The organism is Paenibacillus konkukensis, from assembly GCF_023523925.1.
GTDB lineage: Bacteria > Bacillota > Bacilli > Paenibacillales > NBRC-103111 > Paenibacillus_S > Paenibacillus_S doosanensis.
The window spans coordinates 1,323,755-1,341,432 of the sequence record NZ_CP027059.1; the positions used below are offsets into that span (position 1 = coordinate 1,323,755).

The following is a 17,678-nucleotide window of genomic DNA, read 5'->3' on the forward strand; positions in this document are numbered from 1 at the left end:
CAGACCCCTAATTGAACAAAGCTTTTTTAGATTCAATTCGCTTTTTCATTGTTATTTTGGTACCCGCTCCAACGGCAGTCTTGACTTCGATCTCATCCATGAAATTTTCCATAATCGTAAAGCCCATTCCCGATCGCTCCAGCTCCGGCTTCGAGGTGAACAGAGGCTGTTTGGCCTGCTCCAGATCCTCGATTCCGGCTCCTTGATCCTCAATGGTCAAATAAACGGTGTCGTCGTCCATTTCGGCGTGAATCGTTACGATGCCGTCCGGGCGGTTGTCGTACCCGTGGATAATGGCGTTGGTAACGGCTTCGGAGACGACGGTTTTCAAATCCGTCAACTCATCCAGAGTCGGGTCCAATTGAGAGAAGAATGCGGCGACAGTAACGCGGGCGAATGACTCATTCTCGGAACGGCTGGCAAATTGCAATGTCATAAAATTTCGTTCACTCATGATACGACCTCCAAACTGGTGAGAGCTTGTCTTTCGTTATCCTGGATGGACAAAATTTTAAACAAACCTGACATTTCGAACAGACGGTATACGGACGGGTTGACATCGCAGACGACCATCTTGCCGCCCCTGGCCGTAATTTGCTTGTAGCGTCCGAGAATGACTCCCAGCCCCGAGCTGTCCATGAAGGACAATTGCTTCAAGCTCAGGATAATATGGCTCGTTTCGCCTTTCTCCAAGGCTTCCTCCATACGCGCTTTCACGATGTCCGCGGTATGATGGTCCAGCTCACCGCTCAGCCTGACGATTAACGCCTTGCGGTGATGCTCCAGTTCAATATGCAGACTCAAGCTGCTCACTCCTTCCCTTTCATGCACACTCATTTCTACATCCGTTTTGCCTTTTCCTGCCCCCCGACAAAACTAGAAGAAATGCGCTACAAAAAGAAGAAATGCGACATTTTGCGCTGCAAGAGCTTGCGCTTATGGAACCGGAGCCTTCCGGTTAATCGATAAAGAACAAATGCTTGGCCGACCGTTTCATCAGCAGCCAGAAGCCGGCCTTTTGCACGTCGACCGGAGAGGTGAGCGGGAACTCGCTCAGCATTTGATCGCCTTTGTACACGACGATTTTGCCGATATCCTGGCCTGCCGCGATTGGCGCCTTCAAGTTATCGTTCAGCTGCACCTCGTGGCGGATTCCTTCGCCGGCCTCGCCTTTTTTCAGCAAAATGCTGTAGCGCTGCTCAGCGGTCAACGGAACCTCAGGCTGGACGCCTTTGCTGACCTTGAATTTTCCGAGCGAATCTCCTTTGTTGAAGATCGGCACATTCGTGTATTGCGAGAAAGCGTAGTCGAACAAATTGGATACTTCGGAATTGCGCGTTTTCGTATCCGGCTCGCCCATGACGACGCTGATGACGCGCAGATTATCGCGTTTGGCCGTGGCGGACAAGCAGAACTTCGCTTCGCCGGTATAACCTGTCTTCAGGCCGTCCGCTCCGCTGTAGAAGCGAACCAGCTTGTTCGTATTGACGAGCCAAAACGGCTTCGGCGTATCTTTGCGCAAATAATCCTGGTACGCGCCCGTAAACTGGGTGATTTCCTCATGTTTTAGCAGCTCACGGGACATGATGGCAATATCTTGGGCGGAGGAATAATGATTGTCCGCAGGGAGGCCGTTACAGTTGGCAAAATGGGTGTTCTTCATCCCTAACTGCTGGGCGCGGTCATTCATCATTTGGACGAAGGCTTGTTCGGAGCCGGCTATCTTTTCCGCCATCGCTACCGACGCATCGTTCCCGGATGCCATGGCAATTCCCTTGAGCATGTCCTGAACCGTCATCTCTTCCCCGGGCTCGAGGAAAATTTGCGAGCCTCCCATGGACGCCGCATACTCGCTCGTACGCACTTTATCGTCCATTTTGATCTTGCCCTGATCGATCGACTCCATGATGAGCAGCATCGTCATAATTTTCGTAATGCTGGCCGGAGGAAGCTTGGCGTCTTTATTTTTCTCAAAAATCACCGTCCCGCTATCCGCATCGACCGTAACGGCCGACATGGCGTTCGGAGCCAGATCAACCGCAGGACTTGGGGCCGGGGCCTTCTTCTCCTCAGCAAACGCCGCCGGCCATGCTAAAGACGCAAGCAGCGAGATAGAAACGAACAGCTTAAGCACCTTGTTGAACATACCTTTCTACCCCTCCAAAATGAGTTATACTACTGCTTATCAGTGTTGACGATTTTCATTCAAAATATTCCCAGATGAAGGAAAAGAAAAAAGGAAGCCTCTGATTGAGGCTCCCTTTTGCTGCCGTATGTATTATTGAACGATCAATTTGGTCTTCATGTCCTGGTGGCCAGGTCCACAAGGAAGAACGCAGTGCACTTCATATTCGCCCGGCTTGTCGAATGTCATATCCACAGATTTGGTATTGTTGTCCAGCTTAACATCCAATCCGACGATCTCCATCGCATGAAGACCTTCTTTGTTCAAGAACGAAACCGTTACCTTCTCGCCAGCTTTCACTGTATATTCAGGCTTGTCGAATTGATAGTTCGAGGCTATGAATTTCAATTGCGGTCCGGCATGAGCTTCCGCGGCTTGCTCTGCTTGACGTACGGAAATCTGTTGGAATAACACTCCTGCGCCTAAGAGACAGGCTACGATGAACAAACTAAACATGATCCACTTTTGCATTTCGGAAATATCCCCCTTACAGTTTTGCCATCCAATGTATAGCCTTATTTTACATAATGAAACGTGCTTTACCTATTCCTTTTCGAGGGGTTCCGGTGAAAAATTTGTGACAATTTTTCGTCTTGCCCGTTTCATATGCCATTCTAACACAATTTTTTGTAAAAACAAAAAGCCCTGCAAAACGGCTGCAAAGGCTTGATTTCTTAATGAGCGCGTCAGCGGAAGCTATGGAAACCGACGCCTTGAACGGTTTTTCGCTCATCGAGCCATTTCAATCCCCTGATTTCCTTCGTCAGATTCGTGCTGCAGGAGACGCATAGCCGGTGCTCGCGGATCGGAGAGGAGCAGCTGCTGCAAGGATAAGTCAGGTTCGGAAAATCCGAAGTAGACAACCGTTTGTCTCTGATCCATCCGGTCAACCGCTGAACCGAAACCCCGGTCGCCCGACTCAATTCCCCGGTGGAAGCTTTACGGTTATGCAGCATGTATCGATAGCAGGAATCAAACTCATTGTCGATCGTGGAAATACAATCCATGCAAAGATTACGCAGGTTTCTTTGGAACACTCTCCCGCAACCCGGACAATTGGCCACCGCCAAAATGCTCATAACCATCACTTCCCGCCGCTTTTTTAGTTCTTAATGCCCAGATTATAACATGAACGCAACAAGGATCAAAGGCCTATGTTAGATTTTTTTCCCGCTTCGGAGCGTTTAGGCTCATCCAAGCATCAGAGCCAAACTGAAAATCATCTCCCAACGGCATAAAACGCCGCCTCTTGCACACGGTCCTGCAGCCTGGAACGGGCTTGCCTCGTCCGCTCATAGTCATGTATATGCGCAAAGACGGCTTGTCATACTATAAAAGCTTGTTCCACGATAATCAAGCAGCTGCGGAGGTGACTTCTTATGTCGGATAAGCAACAAGGACACGGCAACCAAAACACGACGACCCGTACAAGCGACAAGGGCGCTAAAAAATCTAACAAACGATAAGCGAAGGCGCGGCGGAGCAAGGCGTGTTCCGCCGTCCATCGCGGCTGCTTGCAGCAAGCTTAGAGATAACAAAAAGAACCTGGCTTCCGTGACGGTGCCAGGCTCTTTTTGTTCATCGCTGCGGGAAAACGATGCGCTTGGGTATTGCAGAGCAAGTCCGGGAAGGTCATGCCCTGCCGTCTTCCGGTTCCTTCGCGCGTTCTTCCTCCTGCCCTTCATAATGCTCGGGAATCCAGATTCGAAACGCGCTTCCGCGCCCTACTTCGCTCTCAACGTCGATGGTTCCTCCGTGTATCTCGGCAATGGTTTTCGTAATGGATAGACCTAAGCCTGCGCCGCCGTATCTGCGCGCGCGCGAAGTATCGATCCGGTAAAACCGGTCGAACAAATGAGGAAGATGCTCTTCCGGTATGCCCGAACCGTTATCCCTCACGGTCAATTCCACTCCGCCCCGGACGCGCCCGAGCTCAACATCGATATGACCGGTCGCGGGATTCGTATGCTGGACCGCATTATGGAACAGGTTGAGCACGACCTGCTTCATTTTATCCTGATCGAACATGCAAGTCATATGCGGCTCCAGCTTGAAGCCGACCGAACGCTCTCCCGCCAAAAGCCGCAGCTGCGGCTCCATGCTTTGGATGACCAAGTCGAGCTCCCCCTCCTCCAGTTGAACCGTTGGGGAACGGTCGAGCCGCGCCAGCATCAGCAGATCCTGCACCAGCTTATTGATTCGCTCGGATTCCGAATACATGCTGGATAACGCTTTATGCAGCTGATCGGGCTGGCTAGCCGCGCCGCGCAGCAATATTTCCAGAAACCCGTGGATCGAGGTGAGCGGCGTCCGCAGCTCATGCGAAGCGTCGGCGATAAACCTGCGCATCCGTTCCTTCGCTTCTTTCTCCGCCTCGAAGGAGGCCTCCAGCCTCTCCAGCATATGATTGAAGGAAAGGGAGAGCTTATCGATTTCCAGTTGGTTCTGCCTCTCGGGCAGCCGTTCGTCCAAATTGCCGGCATCGATCCGTTCTACGGTTCCGACCATTTTGGACAACGGCACCAGCGTCCGCTTCAATACAGGCAAAAACGTAAACAAGCCGAACACAAGCGCGATCGTCGCCAGTGCAATGAACGTCAGAAGCTGGCCAAGCAGCACTTCCTTCATCGGTGCCGTCCAGGAGCTGACCTGGACGAGCCCCGTCGTCTTGCCCCTGCTGTTGATCTGCTGGAGCACGACGAGCTGCTCGACGCCGTCATCGCCTTTGACGATCAAATAGCGAAAATCCGGCTTGCCCTGCAGCGCATTTTCATACTCTTCCTGCGAAAGCTGGACGGACGCTCCGCTGTCCGGCGGTTCTACAATAAGAGTATATTTCCCTTCCGTATCGATAAAGGCTACCGAAGAGTCGGGCGAGAAAAACATGAGCCGCATCGGCGGATCTCTTCGAGCTCCCTGATTGTTGTTGCCGCCCATCATAGGCCAAGCTTCTCGAGGTATGGACATAATCTGGCTGTGGATGCTCTCGGCCTTGTTTTTATAAATAAACTGCTTCATGTACAAATATTGAAAAAAACCGATAAGCAGCAGCAGGCAGGCCAGTATGAGCAAGGACCGCGATAAAAGCTGGTAGCGCAAAGAGCGCGGAGCGATAAAGCGGGTTATGCTGCCGATGGCTTTTTGCTTCATGGCAAATCGACCCTATACCCCGCCCCGCGCAAAGTACGTATCAGACGGTGCTCCTTGTCGCTCAGCTTGTCCCTCAAGGAGCGAATATACACCTCGACGATGTTTTCTTCTCCTCCAAAGTCATAACCCCATACTTTATCCAATATTTTACTTTTGCTTAACACAAGCCCGTGATTTATGACCAGAAACGACAGCAGCTCATATTCGGTCGGCGACAGCTCAAGAACCCGGTTATCGTAGCTGATTTCCTTGCGGCGGTCGTCGATGCGAAACGGACCGATCACTACCTCGCCGAGCAAATTCGGAAAGTGATTGCGGATTCTCGCATGAATGCGGGCCAGCAGCTCTTCAAAGCTGAAAGGCTTCACCATATAATCGTCCGCGCCCAGCGTAAGTCCTTTCACCCGGTCTTCGACTTCCTCTTTGGCCGTCAGCATGATGACCGCGATATTCTCCGTTTTCTTCAGCATACGGCACACCTCGAAGCCGTCCATGCCCGGCATCATAACGTCCAAGATCGCCAAATGCGGCTGGAACTGTCTGGCGACCGTAATAGCCGCAAACCCGTCTTGAGCCGTTTCCACATCAAAGCCCTCGTTTTGCAGCCCCAGCTCCAAAAATTGCAATATATTAGGTTCATCGTCTACCAATAAAATTTTAATTCCTTTTAACTGATGGTTCATGCCCAATCCCCCCGAATTCCATTGTACACCATTTTTTCCGAATTGCCTTCCTATTATCCGACACCGAGCTGAATACCGTCTGAAGCTAAGCTGAACGCCCGCTGAAAATGTTTCGCCCCCGCGTCCTTCGGCATTCTGCGGTCCGGGAAGACGCTTCTCAGCAAACATTCAGCGCAGACTCAAGTTGGATTAAGGTTGCTGATTCATAATGAAAATCACTTGGAAGCAATGTATTGCAGCCGCAATCAAAATGAGGTGTTCCATCATGAATAAGTCCAAATGGTTTAAATGGAAGATCGGCGCCGTCAGCGCATTATGCATGGGAATCGTCTTCCATCAAGTGAAAGCAGGCCCGGCCTTTGAGTCTGCTCACGAAAAGGCGGTTGCCGAAAAATCAGGCGCTGCCGCCCAGGAGCAGTCATCGGACAAAGCGACAGGACAGCCGCAAGTAAAGGGTCTGGATCGTGCGACCGGCGATGCGCGTTCCCGCAATCATCGCGGAATCGCCGGCGGAGACGCCTCTTCCGAAGGCGGACAGAGCTGGAGCGGCTCGCCGGGAAGCGGCGATCCGTCGCCGCAAACACGTACGCAAACGCGCACGGGACGTTCTTGAAAATAAGGTATGAAGCGATGCGAAGGAGGAGTACACAATGACCGACACGACGGATCAAAGCAGCTTCATTATGCACCGGTTCCGCTTTCGCGCAATGGGCTCCAACGTTGAAATAGCCGTACGCTGCGAACCGGCCGATATTCAGCGCGTCGAACAATTGGCCAAAGACTGGTTCGAAGCGGCGGAAATGCGATTCAGCCGGTTTCGCCCCCATAGCGAGCTTTCCCGGTTAAATCGCTTGGAAGGCGGGCGCTTCCTGATTTCCGACGCCATGCTGGAGGTGCTTCTGCTCGCCGAAGCATTCCATCTTCAGACTGAAGGGACTTTTGACCCGTTTATATTGAATGCACTGCGCCATGCAGGCTATGATCGGACATTCGATGAAGTCAAGCGGCGAACCGAGCCGCCGGCAAGCTCAGCCCCGGTCAGGCCGGACACCAAACGGCAACTGCTCGTTGATCCGGTCATGAAATCGGTCAGGCTTCCGCTGAACATGGAGATCGATCTGGGCGGTATCGTCAAGAGCTGGACCGTCAAGCGTCTGGAAAGCTATTTTCAGGATAAGCTGGCCATTACCCGCGGCTTCATTAACGCAGGCGGCGATTTGACCGTCTGGAGCAAGCCCCGGGGCGAGGATGAGCCTTGGCTCATCGGGATCGAGAACGCCTGGAAGCCTGAAGCCGATATCGGGACGCTCGCGATTTCGAACGGTTCCGCAGCCACATCAAGCAAGCTGGGAAGGACATGGCCGGCGGCAGACGGAATCATGCGTCATCATCTTATCGATCCGTCCACGATGCGGCCGAGTCAAAGCGACGCAGTGCAATGTACGGTCAGCGGCTGGGATATTATCGGCTGCGAGATATGGGCCAAGACGATCTGTATTTTGGGAGTAACCGAAGGGCTATCCCTCTTGGCCCGCAATAGCCGCAACTATGAAGCGCTGGTATTTACCGATAAGCATGAGGTCGTCTACTATGGCAGCAAGCTGTCCCTCGGCAAGCAGTGGAACGGTCTGACGATCGACCACTATCATTACGCGGATGCATAAATCCGCTGATTAACAGAATGGAGAGATACCTATGGCGGAATGGATAGCCGCTTGGCCTTCATGGCAAATCATTCGCACACTGGGCGTTATCGCCTATATGCTGCTCGCAGCCGGCATCTGTCTGGGCATTGCGTACAGCTTCCCGATCTGGTCCGGCAAACGGAAGGCGGCTTTATACAAGCTGCACATGTATGTCACCAGCACCGCGATGATCCTCGGGTTACTGCACGGCAGTATCACCGTCATCGACGCCTACGCCCCGTTTCAGTGGAGGGAAGTACTTGTCCCGTTTACGGCCAGATCTTCACCGATGCTGACCGGGATCGGATCGCTGTCCGAATACGGTTTGCTGCTGGTCATATTCACTTCGGATTTTCGCCATAAATTGAAAAAGAAGCTGTGGCGCTGGATTCATTTGTTATCTTATCCGATTTTCGTCATGTCGTTCGTACACGGTTATTTCCTCGGAACCGATACCGCTTCGACCGGGATACGCTGGATGTATTTGCTCACGATCATGGCTGTGATCGCGGTGACGCTGACCCGTTTCCTCGCTTTTCCGAAGCAGGGCGAGTCTATGAGCTCGAAACGCAAATGGGCCTCATGACTTCCGGCATATAGAAGCTTAAATTGACAATCAGGAGTGGAATTCGAGATGAAACGACAACGAACCCGGAAAGCGGATATGGTTCTTCTTGCTATTGCGCTCCTGTCCGCTTTTCTTAACCTGTTCGATATATGGAAGGAAAACTACGTCAATGCTTACTACACTTCCGCCGTACGCAGCATGCTGCAAAGCTTTCACAACTTCTTCTACGCATCGTTCGACCCGGCGGGATATGTTACGGTCGACAAGCCTCCGGTAACCTTCTGGGTACAAACCTTCAGCGCCTATTTGTTCGGGCTTCACGGCTGGAGCGTCATCTTACCGCAAGCTTTGGCCGGCGTAGGCTCCGTTCTGCTGATTTACTTTCTCGTCAAGCCCTCCTTCGGCTTGGCGGCGGCCCGGCTGGGCGCTCTGGCTATGGCCGTCACTCCCGTCGCTGCGGCGGTTGCCAGAACCAATAACGTGGACAGCCTGCTCGTCTTCACCCTTCTGGTTGCCGCCTGGCTGTTGTTCAAAGGCGTGCAGAAGCAGAAAGCAAGCTGGATGATCGGCGCCTTCACCGTCATCGGCGTCGGATTTAATATGAAAATGATGCAGGCTTATATGGTCGTGCCCGCTTTCGGCTTATTGTATTTGCTCGCCTACAAGGTAAACTGGAAAAAGAAGCTGAGCATCGGCGCCGCCGCAGCGGCCGTGCTCCTGCTCGTGTCGATGTCCTGGGCCGTCGTCGTCGACTCCGTTCCCAAGGAAGACCGCCCGTATATCGGCAGCAGCCAAACGAATTCGGTGCTGGAGCTGGCCTTCGGTTACAATGGGATTCAGCGGCTCACCGGACGGGGCGGAGGCAAAGACGGCGGAGGCGCGATGAACGAGAACCGCTCGCCGGGGGAACGCCCGCAGAGCGGGACCGACGGCGAACGCCAGATGGGATCGCAGGCGGAACGCACGGCCGGCGGCAGCCAAAACGGGCAAATGCAGGCGCGCCAGGATGGCGGAAGCTCATTCGGAGTTCAGCCCGGACAGGATGGCGGCGCTCAACCCGGGCGGCAGCAGCCGGACGGCGCACGCGGCCAGATGCCCGATGCTCCCGCAGGCGGGACGGACGGCCGCATGAACGGCGGCCCTATGGGCGGAGGTGCCGGAGGCGGCGGAGGCATGTTCGGCACCGGCAATCCCGGCCCCCTTCGCCTGTTCCAATCCGGGCTGTCCGGTCAAGTCAGCTGGCTGATCCCTTTCGCGGCCTTCGGATGCGTCGGCCTGCTGGCCGGGATGCGAATCCGCAGAGGGTTCCGCTTCACGGATCAGCAGAAGCAAACCTTGTTCTGGTTAAGCTGGCTGATCCCCGGCATGATCTTTTTCAGTGTTGCAGGCTTCTTCCATCAATATTATCTCATCATGCTGGCTCCTCCTGTCGCGGCGCTCGCCGGCGCGGGCTGGACGCAGCTGTGGGGTCTGTACAAGCTGCGCTCAGGCTGGGCGTCCTGGCTGCTTCCGGCGGCGGTGCTGGTCACAACGGCGGTTGAGACGATCGTGCTGTATGAAAATCGTCAAGCGATCAGCGCCGTCTGGATGTACGGCGTCGGAGCGGTCGGCGCCGCCGTTACTCTTGCCCTGCTTGTGGTAAGACGGAAACAGCCGTCTTGGACCTACTATACGGCCCTGGGCAGTCTGTTCATCCTGCTGATAGCGCCTCTGTACTGGTCGGCAACGCCGATCCTGTACGGACAAAACAGCAAGCTGCCGCAAGCCGGCCCTCAAGCGTCCGGCGCCAGAGGCGGCATGCAGCCGGGTGCCGGCGACGATCAGGTCAATGCGAAGCTGATCGAATACTTGACCAGCCACAACACGGGCGAAACGTATTTGTTCGCCACGACCAACGCGACGACGGCGGCGCCGTATATTATCGAAACCGGCAAAGCGGTTATGGCCATGGGAGGCTACAGCGGCAGCGACCCGATTATGACGGTCGACAAGCTGAAGCAGCTGGCGGCAAGCAAGCAGCTCAAATACGTCCTGCTTTCCGGCGGCGGCTTTGGCGGTCCCGGAGGAGGAGGCAGCTCCGAGGCGCTGCAGTGGATCAAGGAGAACAGTACTGTAGTGCCGCAATCCGAATGGCAATCCGCGGCTCAGGACGAATCCTCGGCGGGCGGGCGATCGTTCGGAAGAGACGGCAATATGACTTTATACGAACTCAAATCTTGACGGCCGATAGCCGCGTAAAGAAGGAGGCGCAGGAAAATGGGCGCACAGATACGCTATTCCGTTGTTATTCCGGTATATAACGAAGAAGCGGTCGTTCACGAGACATACCGCCGCCTCAAAACGGTCATGAACGGCATGGGCGAAACGTACGAGCTGCTCTTCGTCAACGACGGCAGCCGCGACCGGACGGCGGAAATCTTGATGGAATACAGTCAGATTGACGATACGGTGAAGCTGCTCGATTTCTCCCGGAATTTCGGACATCAGATCGCCATTACGGCGGGCATGGATTATGCGGCCGGAGACGCCGTCATCGTGATCGACGCGGACCTCCAGGACCCGCCTGAGCTGATTCCGGATATGATCGCCAAGTGGAGGGAAGGCTTCGACGTCGTCTATGCCAAACGGACGAAGCGCAGAGGCGAATCTTGGTTCAAAAAACTGACCGCCCGGATGTTTTACCGCCTCCTCCGTTTATCGACCGATATCGCCATTCCGCTGGACACCGGAGATTTCCGGCTGCTCGACCGGCGGGTGTGCGACGAAATGAAACGGATTCCCGAGAGCAACCGCTTCGTGCGCGGACTGGTCAGCTGGATCGGCTTCCGGCAGACATCGGTCGAATACGAGCGGGATGAACGCCATGCCGGACAAACCCATTATCCGCTGAAGAAAATGCTCAAGCTGAGCTTGGACGGCATCACTTCTTTTTCCTACAAGCCGTTGAAGCTGGCCGGCTATCTCGGCTTCCTGCTTTCCGTCTCGGGCTTCATGTATATGCTGTACGTATTTTACGCGAAGCTGTTTACCGACGCCGCCATTCCCGGCTGGACGTCCATCACGATTATTCAGCTGATCTTTAACGGCTTTATTCTGATCATTCTCGGTATCGTCGGCGAATATATCGGACGCATTTACGACGAAACCAAAGGACGCCCTCTTTACATTATCCGGAAAAGCAGCGGCATCGATATTAAGCAGCATCGGCTGCCGAAGGCGGCGGGGTCCGGCTATGAATAAACCGTATGTCCGCTTTCTAAAATTCAGCGCCGTCGGGGTGATGAACTCCTTAATCGACCTGGCGGTGTTTACCGTTCTGACGTATTTTCAAATGTATTATCTCGCTGCCCAATGCATCTCGTTTTTGTGCGGCGTGCTGAACAGCTATGCGTTCAACCGGTCGTGGACGTTCCAGCGCACCGGCCGCATCGATCGCAGGGAATTCCTGAAATTTCTGACGCTGAATACAACGGTGCTGCTCCTGACTTCAGGCGTGCTGTCTTTCCTTTATACGCAGCTGGATTTGCCGCTGCTCGTCAGCAAGCTGGGCTCTGCCGCCGCGGGCGTCTGCATCAACTTCGCCGGAAGCCGGCTCTGGGTGTTCCGATTATCTCAAGATAGGAGTGGACCATGATGAAGATTAGAAAAGCCGTCATTCCCGCAGCCGGGCTCGGCACCCGCTTTCTCCCGGCCACTAAGGCGCAGCCCAAGGAAATGCTGCCCATCGTCGACAAGCCGGCGATTCAATATATCGTCGAGGAAGCCGTTCGCTCCGGCATTGAAAGCATTATTATCGTCACCGGCCGCAACAAGAAATCGATCGAGGATCACTTCGACAAGTCTTACGAGCTCGAACAGACGCTGCTTGAGAAAGGCAAGCACGGCCTGCTGAGCGAAGTGCAGCGCATCTCCGACATGGCTGCGATTCATTATATTCGGCAAAAAGAGCCGCTTGGACTCGGTCACGCCATCCTGTGCGCCCGCCAGTTTATCGGCGACGAACCTTTCGCCGTTCTGCTCGGCGACGATATTATGGTGTCGGAGAAGCCGGCGCTGCAGCAGATGATCGACGTGTACGAAACCTATGACGCCCAAGTGATCGGGGTGCAGTCCGTCGAGCTGTCCGATGTGAGCAAATACGGCATCATCGCCCCGGCCAACGCCTATCAGCCGATATACGAGGTCAAGGATTTGGTGGAAAAGCCGCAACCGCAGGACGCGCCCTCGCAGATTGCCGTAATGGGACGGTATATTTTGAAACCGTCGATTTTCCCCGTCCTGGAGCAAATCGACCGCGGCGCGGGCAACGAATACCAGCTGACGGACGCGCTGCGGGAAGCATGCCGGCGGGAGCCGCTGCTCGCCCTGGATTTGACGGCGGACCGCTACGACATCGGCGATAAATTCGGCTACATGAAGGCGATCGCCGAAATCGGCTTGCGGCGCGAAGAGCTTCGCCCCCAGCTGCTCGCTTATTTGAAGGAGCTGGTGCGGCGGGAATCGGAGAAGGAACGGCTGCAGCTCCGCTATCGCGGCCATTCGATCGAGGTGTATTAATATGAACATGTCAAAAGGACGAAGAGCCGCCCTTCTATCCAAGAAGCGGCATCTTCGTCCTTTATCCTTGCTATGGCATGCGCTTTACAATTTGCCTACGATACCCAATATAAGCTGGAGAAACTTCGGCTTCACGCGTTCCGTCGTCTCCATCACTTCCTCATGCGACAGCGGCTGATCCAGAATGCCTGCGGCCATATTGCTGATGCAGGAGAAGCCCAGCACTTCGATACCCGCATGACGGGCGACGATGACTTCGGCCACTGTGGACATTCCGACCGCGTCGGCGCCAAGCGTGCGCATCATACGGATTTCAGCGGGTGTCTCATAGGACGGACCGAGCAGGCCGATGTAGACGCCTTCTTGCAGCTTCACGCCCTGCTCCGCGGCAACCTCCTTGGCGGTTTGACGCAAGGAACGGCTGTAAGCCTCGGACATATCCGGGAAGCGCGCGCCCAGCTCGGGATAGTTCGGTCCGATGAGCGGATTGCGGGACGTAAAATTGATATGGTCCTTGATCAGCATCAAATCTCCCACTTCATAGGACGTATTGATGCCGCCGGCCGCATTCGTTACAATGAGCTTCTGCACGCCCAGCTCTTTCATTACCCGCACAGGGAACGATACGACGTCGACCCCGTACCCTTCGTACATGTGAAAACGTCCCTTCATCAAAAGCACATGCTTGCCTTGAATCGTGCCGAGCAGCAGCTCGCCTGCATGTCCTTCAACCGTCGAAACCGGGAAGTGAGGGATGTCCTCATACGAAATTACCGTTGCATTTTCCACCAGATCGGCGATAACTCCAAGACCGGAGCCGAGAATAAGCCCGATTTGCGGGGCATCCGCGTACTTGCTGCGAATATAAGCGGCGGCCTCTTTAATGTTGTTTAATATGTTGGAGTTTTCCATCGTTTTCTACCTCTCCTTGATCGTGTTTTAAGGTTTAGTGATTGATTAGAGCGCCATCCGCTCTCATTTTGCCATCTTATGTATTATCGCAAATCGACCGTTCGTTTGCAAAAGAAACAGCCTGCTCTCTGCAAGCAAGCTGCCCTGTTACCGGTCGGCCGCGTCCCGCTTCGCTCGGGATGAGCCTTATCGTATACTTCCTTCATTTTCCCCCGGGCTACCTGGGCGTAAATTTGCGTGGTAGATATGTCGGCATGACCGAGCATTTCCTGGACCGACCTCAAATCCGCTCCGTTCTCCAGCAAATGCGCGGCAAACGAATGACGCAGCGTATGCGGCGTAATTTCTTTGACGATTTGCGTTTCGGCGGCATAGCGCTTAATAATTTTCCAGAAGCCCTGCCGCGTAATCCGGGTGCCCAAATGATTGACGAACAGCGCTTCCTCTTCTTTCGATTGCTTAAGCAGTTTCGGACGCATCGTTTCAATATAACGTCCGGCATATTCGGAAGCGATTGCTCCGAGCGGTATAATCCGCTCCTTCGCCCCCTTGCCGATACAGCGGAGAAAGCCCATATCAAGGCGCACATGCTCCACGTTCAGCGATATGAGCTCGGAAACGCGGATTCCGGTGGCGTAGAGAAGCTCCAGCATCGCCTTATCCCGCATACCGTTAGGCGCGGAAATTTGCGGAGCGTCGAGCAAAGCTTCCACCTCCCGGATCGTCAGCACCTGGGGCAGACGCTTTTCTATCTTCGGCGTTTCTATATGTACGGTAGGGTCTTGATCCAGTCGACGCTCTCGAACCAGAAACTGGTAAAAAGCCCTTAAAGACACGATAGTGCGGGATTGCGTCGCTGCGGCTCGGCCTAATCGTTTCAAGTGCAGCAAATAATTTGCGACTTGCAATTTTTTCGTATCGGCGAGAGAGGCGATGCCTTGCGATTGCAAATAATCGAGATACTGGACGATATCTCTTTCATAGGAATCCATCGTATTTTTCGCCAAACCCCGTTCGTCGGATAAAAACCGGACAAACGAGTCCAATTCCTTTTTCATGCTAATTTCCCTTTCTATGTCAGTCCCCGTGTTTGCCCGTGTTTGCACAGTCAGTTAGTAAATTCAACGCGCGCGAAAAGAATCCTGCTTGCGCTTCAAAAGCTTATTCTCCGATCCAGTAAAAAAGCTTCAAACGTTCGCCCATCGGAACGCTGTCGCCGAGCGGAACATGCTCCTGAAACACTTTGACGGCCCTGCCCTCGGGCTGCTTGTACCTCTCGGCGGGATCGATCCAGTGACTGACGGCAAGCAGCATATGATACAGCGCATACGTGAAGACGATAAAGACCGCGGCAAATTTCGCCCGTTCCACAAGCTTGCGAAAAGAAAAGATCATAGCCTGTACCTCCCTCTTAAGGTTAGACTATGATCGATAGGGGTCAATTATGATGGATCGTTCATCGTGGTTACGAGCAGCCGGTCCAGATCGATATAAGCCCCTCCCACCGCTTCCGCGACGGCGGCATGAGTGATATTCCCTTGGAACGTATTGACTCCGCGCTTCAGCTCCGGATGCACCATCAGCGCATGGACGACCCCTTTGTCGGCCAGCTCCACCGCATAGTTCAGCGTCACGTTCGTCAAGGCCAGCGTAGAAGTGCGCGGCACGGCGCCGGGCATATTGGCTACGGCGTAATGGATGACTCCGTGCTTGACATAGACCGGATCGCTGTGCGTCGTTACGCGGTCTACGGTGGCGATCGTGCCGCCCTGGTCAACGGCTACGTCGACAATCACCGCTCCCGGCTTCATCTGTTTGACCATATCCTCGGTCACCAGCTTGGGCGCTTTGGCTCCGGGTATCAGCACCGCGCCGATCAGCAAATCCGCTTTTTGCACGGCGCTTGCGATGTTGTAGGGATTGGACATCAGCGTGCGGATGCGGCCGTGGAACACATCGTCGAGGTAGCGCAGCCGCTCCGCGTTCCGGTCGATAATGACGACATTCGCTCCCAGCCCCAGCGCCATCTTGGCCGCATTCGTGCCGACAATGCCTCCGCCCAAGATGATGACGTCCGCAGGCGGAACGCCCGGGACGCCGCCGAGCAGAATCCCTCTGCCGCCGTAAAACCGCTCAAGGAACTGCGCCCCGACCTGAACGGACATTCTCCCGGCCACCTCGCTCATCGGCGTAAGCAGCGGCAGGCTTCCGTTTGCCAGCTGAATCGTTTCATAAGCGATCGCCGTTACTTTACTGTCCACCAACGCTTCCGTCAGCGCCGGCTCCGCCGCCAGATGAAGATAGGTGAACAAAGTCAGATGCTCGCGGAAATACCCGTACTCGGAAAGAAGCGGCTCCTTCACCTTCATGATCATATCCGACTGCGCCCAGACATCGGCCGCGTGTTCTACGAGCTCTGCGCCCTCTCTCGCGTAATCCTGATCGCTAAACCCGCTGCCTTCTCCCGCACCCGCTTCGATCAAAACCCTGTGCCCGTGCTGATGAAGCATCCCGGCCCCTCCTGGCGTTAAGGCGACGCGGTTCTCGTTGTTCTTGATTTCCTTGGGTACTCCGATAATACGCTGTGTATCCATTCTTGACCGCTCCTTCATCATAGCGTTCGTGCAAGCTCCTATGCGTTAATTTCCCCTGCAACAGGGCAATTTAACCGCCTGAGACCGCGTCAGTGAACTTGGCCGATGATTAGGCGCCGTCCGTTTGGAGAGAGGCCAATCATCTCCTTTGGCTCTTTGCGCAGCCTCATGGTATACTCTATTCAGCAGTTCAATTCGGGGAAGGGGAACGATCATGAAAAATTTAGGTGCCGAGATTCGAAGCTGGGCAGGTTCTATAGGGGCTGCCATCGTCTGCGCGCTGCTTATAGGCATATTCGTTATACAGCCGACCAAGGTGATGGGGCATTCAATGGACCCGACGCTTCACGACCAGCAGCGGATTTTTATCTCCAAGCTATCGCATACGTTCCGGTATGAGCCCAAATACGGCGATATCGTCATTATCGACAGCCGCGTAGACCGCAGCCGCACTCTTATGGACGATATTGAAGAGCATCCGCTCATTTCTCTGTTTACAGGTGAAGGCGAGAACGAAATTATTTATGTCAAGCGGGTCATCGGCAAGCCGGGGGACGCTCTTGAGTTTAAAGACCATAAGGTTTACCGCAACGGCGAAGCGCTGGACGAGCCTTATCTTAACGAAACGATGAATTATTCCAGCAACGAGAAGCTCGTTGTTCCCGAAGGCCATATTTTCGTCATGGGCGATAACCGCAACAACAGCAAGGACAGCCGCAGTATCGGATTCATCCCGCTCGATCATGTGCTCGGAATCAAATTATAAGGGAACGTAAAAAACCTCCTGTCCCGTTGGCAACGGAATGGAGGTTTTGTTCGATTTAGCTTTTGTTTTTATCCCTGCAGCGGTGGCAAATTCCTTGAAAATCGAGACGGTGGTCCAACACCTGGAAGCCGTACTCCTTCTCAAGCCGCTCTTCCAACGGAGTCAGCCAGTCTTCCATAATCTCATCCACGGCGCCGCATTGCACGCAGATCAAATGATGATGATGATGATGATTGCTGTCGCTGCGCAAATCGTAACGGGCTACGCCGTCGCCGAAATTCATTTTCTCGACTACATGCAGTTCGCTCAATAATTCAAGCGTCCGGTATACGGTAGCGAGGCCGATTTCGGGAGCTTTATCCTTTACGAGCATAAATACGTCTTCCGCGCTCAGATGATCTTCTTCGTTTTCAAGCAGCACACGAACCGTAGCCTCCCGTTGAGGAGTTAGCTTGTAGCCCTGTGACTGCAGCTGTTGTTTGATTTTTTCAATGCGAGATTCCATGCTACTCCCCCTACGGGTTTTGCCCAATGCAAAACCTGCTGCGTAAGTCTGCGCCCAGAGAAATGAACAAAAA

General features: G+C 54.1%; 20 protein-coding genes. 8 read left to right on the forward strand and 12 right to left on the reverse strand.

The genetic code is table 11. The features are described from left to right. Nucleotides 1–7: 7 nt before the first annotated feature. The 7 genes from spoIIAB to SK3146_RS05830 form a co-directional block, all read right to left on the reverse strand. Nucleotides 8–454 (reverse strand): anti-sigma F factor, encoded by a 447-nt coding sequence (gene spoIIAB / locus SK3146_RS05800; protein ID WP_249864187.1) that lies wholly within the window; start codon nucleotides 452–454, stop codon nucleotides 8–10. Continuing rightward, on the reverse strand, nucleotides 451–804 hold the full coding sequence (spoIIAA, locus tag SK3146_RS05805; RefSeq protein ID WP_249864188.1) for an anti-sigma F factor antagonist: 354 nt from the start codon (nucleotides 802–804) through the stop codon (nucleotides 451–453). The genes spoIIAB and spoIIAA overlap by 4 nt, the downstream gene beginning before the upstream one ends. A gap of 154 nt (nucleotides 805–958) precedes the next feature. Further along, entirely contained in the window at nucleotides 959–2,146 is a 1,188-nt protein-coding gene (locus SK3146_RS05810; protein WP_249864189.1) for a D-alanyl-D-alanine carboxypeptidase family protein, read from the reverse strand. Nucleotides 2,147–2,278: 132 nt separating this feature from the next. Beyond that, a complete protein-coding gene (locus tag SK3146_RS05815) occupies nucleotides 2,279–2,656 on the reverse strand; it encodes a cupredoxin domain-containing protein (RefSeq protein WP_249864190.1) in 378 nt (125 codons plus the stop codon). Nucleotides 2,657–2,871: 215 nt separating this feature from the next. Continuing rightward, the gene (locus SK3146_RS05820; RefSeq protein ID WP_249864191.1) at nucleotides 2,872–3,192 is read right to left on the reverse strand and encodes a flagellar protein; all 321 of its coding nucleotides are present in this window, start codon (nucleotides 3,190–3,192) and stop codon (nucleotides 2,872–2,874) included. Between the two features lie 625 nt (nucleotides 3,193–3,817). Beyond that, entirely contained in the window at nucleotides 3,818–5,335 is a 1,518-nt protein-coding gene (locus SK3146_RS05825) for a sensor histidine kinase (protein WP_249864192.1), read from the reverse strand. Further along, nucleotides 5,332–6,018 carry a response regulator transcription factor gene (locus tag SK3146_RS05830; protein ID WP_249864193.1) on the reverse strand — a complete coding sequence of 229 codons (687 nt, stop codon included), beginning with the start codon at nucleotides 6,016–6,018 and terminating at the stop codon, nucleotides 5,332–5,334. Before SK3146_RS05830 ends, SK3146_RS05825 begins: the two co-directional genes overlap by 4 nt. Nucleotides 6,019–6,283: 265 nt before the next feature. Between SK3146_RS05830 and SK3146_RS05835 the strand changes: the two genes are divergently transcribed. The 7 genes from SK3146_RS05835 to galU are packed head-to-tail and all read left to right on the forward strand — an operon-like array spanning nucleotide 6,284 to nucleotide 12,828. Beyond that, on the forward strand, nucleotides 6,284–6,631 hold the full coding sequence (locus SK3146_RS05835; RefSeq protein ID WP_249864194.1) for a hypothetical protein: 348 nt from the start codon (nucleotides 6,284–6,286) through the stop codon (nucleotides 6,629–6,631). Between the two features lie 37 nt (nucleotides 6,632–6,668). After that, nucleotides 6,669–7,682 (forward strand): FAD:protein FMN transferase, encoded by a 1,014-nt coding sequence (locus SK3146_RS05840; protein ID WP_249864195.1) that lies wholly within the window; start codon nucleotides 6,669–6,671, stop codon nucleotides 7,680–7,682. Between the two features lie 31 nt (nucleotides 7,683–7,713). Continuing rightward, complete coding sequence (locus tag SK3146_RS05845) at nucleotides 7,714–8,289, forward strand: ferric reductase-like transmembrane domain-containing protein (RefSeq protein ID WP_249864196.1); 576 nt, start codon at nucleotides 7,714–7,716, stop codon at nucleotides 8,287–8,289. 48 nt (nucleotides 8,290–8,337) lie between these two features. Then, nucleotides 8,338–10,491 (forward strand): ArnT family glycosyltransferase, encoded by a 2,154-nt coding sequence (locus SK3146_RS05850; protein WP_249864197.1) that lies wholly within the window; start codon nucleotides 8,338–8,340, stop codon nucleotides 10,489–10,491. Between the two features lie 36 nt (nucleotides 10,492–10,527). Further along, nucleotides 10,528–11,511, forward strand: coding sequence for a glycosyltransferase family 2 protein (locus SK3146_RS05855; RefSeq protein ID WP_249864198.1), 984 nt, complete (start codon nucleotides 10,528–10,530; stop codon nucleotides 11,509–11,511). Continuing rightward, on the forward strand, nucleotides 11,504–11,905 hold the full coding sequence (locus SK3146_RS05860; RefSeq protein WP_249864199.1) for a GtrA family protein: 402 nt from the start codon (nucleotides 11,504–11,506) through the stop codon (nucleotides 11,903–11,905). Before SK3146_RS05855 ends, SK3146_RS05860 begins: the two co-directional genes overlap by 8 nt. After that, nucleotides 11,905–12,828: a UTP--glucose-1-phosphate uridylyltransferase GalU gene (gene galU / locus SK3146_RS05865; protein ID WP_283942830.1), complete on the forward strand. Its 924-nt coding sequence runs from the start codon at nucleotides 11,905–11,907 to the stop codon at nucleotides 12,826–12,828. The genes SK3146_RS05860 and galU overlap by 1 nt, the downstream gene beginning before the upstream one ends. A gap of 84 nt (nucleotides 12,829–12,912) precedes the next feature. On the opposite strand, the gene SK3146_RS05870 is transcribed toward galU, so the two are convergent. From SK3146_RS05870 to ald, 4 genes are all read right to left on the reverse strand, one after another. Continuing rightward, nucleotides 12,913–13,740 carry a purine-nucleoside phosphorylase gene (locus SK3146_RS05870; RefSeq protein ID WP_249864201.1) on the reverse strand — a complete coding sequence of 276 codons (828 nt, stop codon included), beginning with the start codon at nucleotides 13,738–13,740 and terminating at the stop codon, nucleotides 12,913–12,915. An 83-nt stretch (nucleotides 13,741–13,823) separates the two neighbouring features. Next, the gene (xerD, locus tag SK3146_RS05875) at nucleotides 13,824–14,798 is read right to left on the reverse strand and encodes a site-specific tyrosine recombinase XerD (protein WP_283942810.1); all 975 of its coding nucleotides are present in this window, start codon (nucleotides 14,796–14,798) and stop codon (nucleotides 13,824–13,826) included. Between the two features lie 103 nt (nucleotides 14,799–14,901). Then, nucleotides 14,902–15,135 carry a DUF4227 family protein gene (locus SK3146_RS05880; protein ID WP_249864202.1) on the reverse strand — a complete coding sequence of 78 codons (234 nt, stop codon included), beginning with the start codon at nucleotides 15,133–15,135 and terminating at the stop codon, nucleotides 14,902–14,904. A gap of 47 nt (nucleotides 15,136–15,182) precedes the next feature. Beyond that, entirely contained in the window at nucleotides 15,183–16,334 is a 1,152-nt protein-coding gene (gene ald / locus SK3146_RS05885; protein ID WP_249864203.1) for an alanine dehydrogenase, read from the reverse strand. A gap of 214 nt (nucleotides 16,335–16,548) precedes the next feature. Here ald and lepB point away from each other — a divergent pair, with 214 nt between their 5' ends. After that, on the forward strand, nucleotides 16,549–17,100 hold the full coding sequence (lepB, locus tag SK3146_RS05890; protein WP_249864204.1) for a signal peptidase I: 552 nt from the start codon (nucleotides 16,549–16,551) through the stop codon (nucleotides 17,098–17,100). 55 nt (nucleotides 17,101–17,155) lie between these two features. On the opposite strand, the gene SK3146_RS05895 is transcribed toward lepB, so the two are convergent. Continuing rightward, complete coding sequence (locus SK3146_RS05895; protein WP_249864205.1) at nucleotides 17,156–17,605, reverse strand: ferric iron uptake transcriptional regulator; 450 nt, start codon at nucleotides 17,603–17,605, stop codon at nucleotides 17,156–17,158. Between the last annotated feature and the right edge of the window lie 73 nt (nucleotides 17,606–17,678).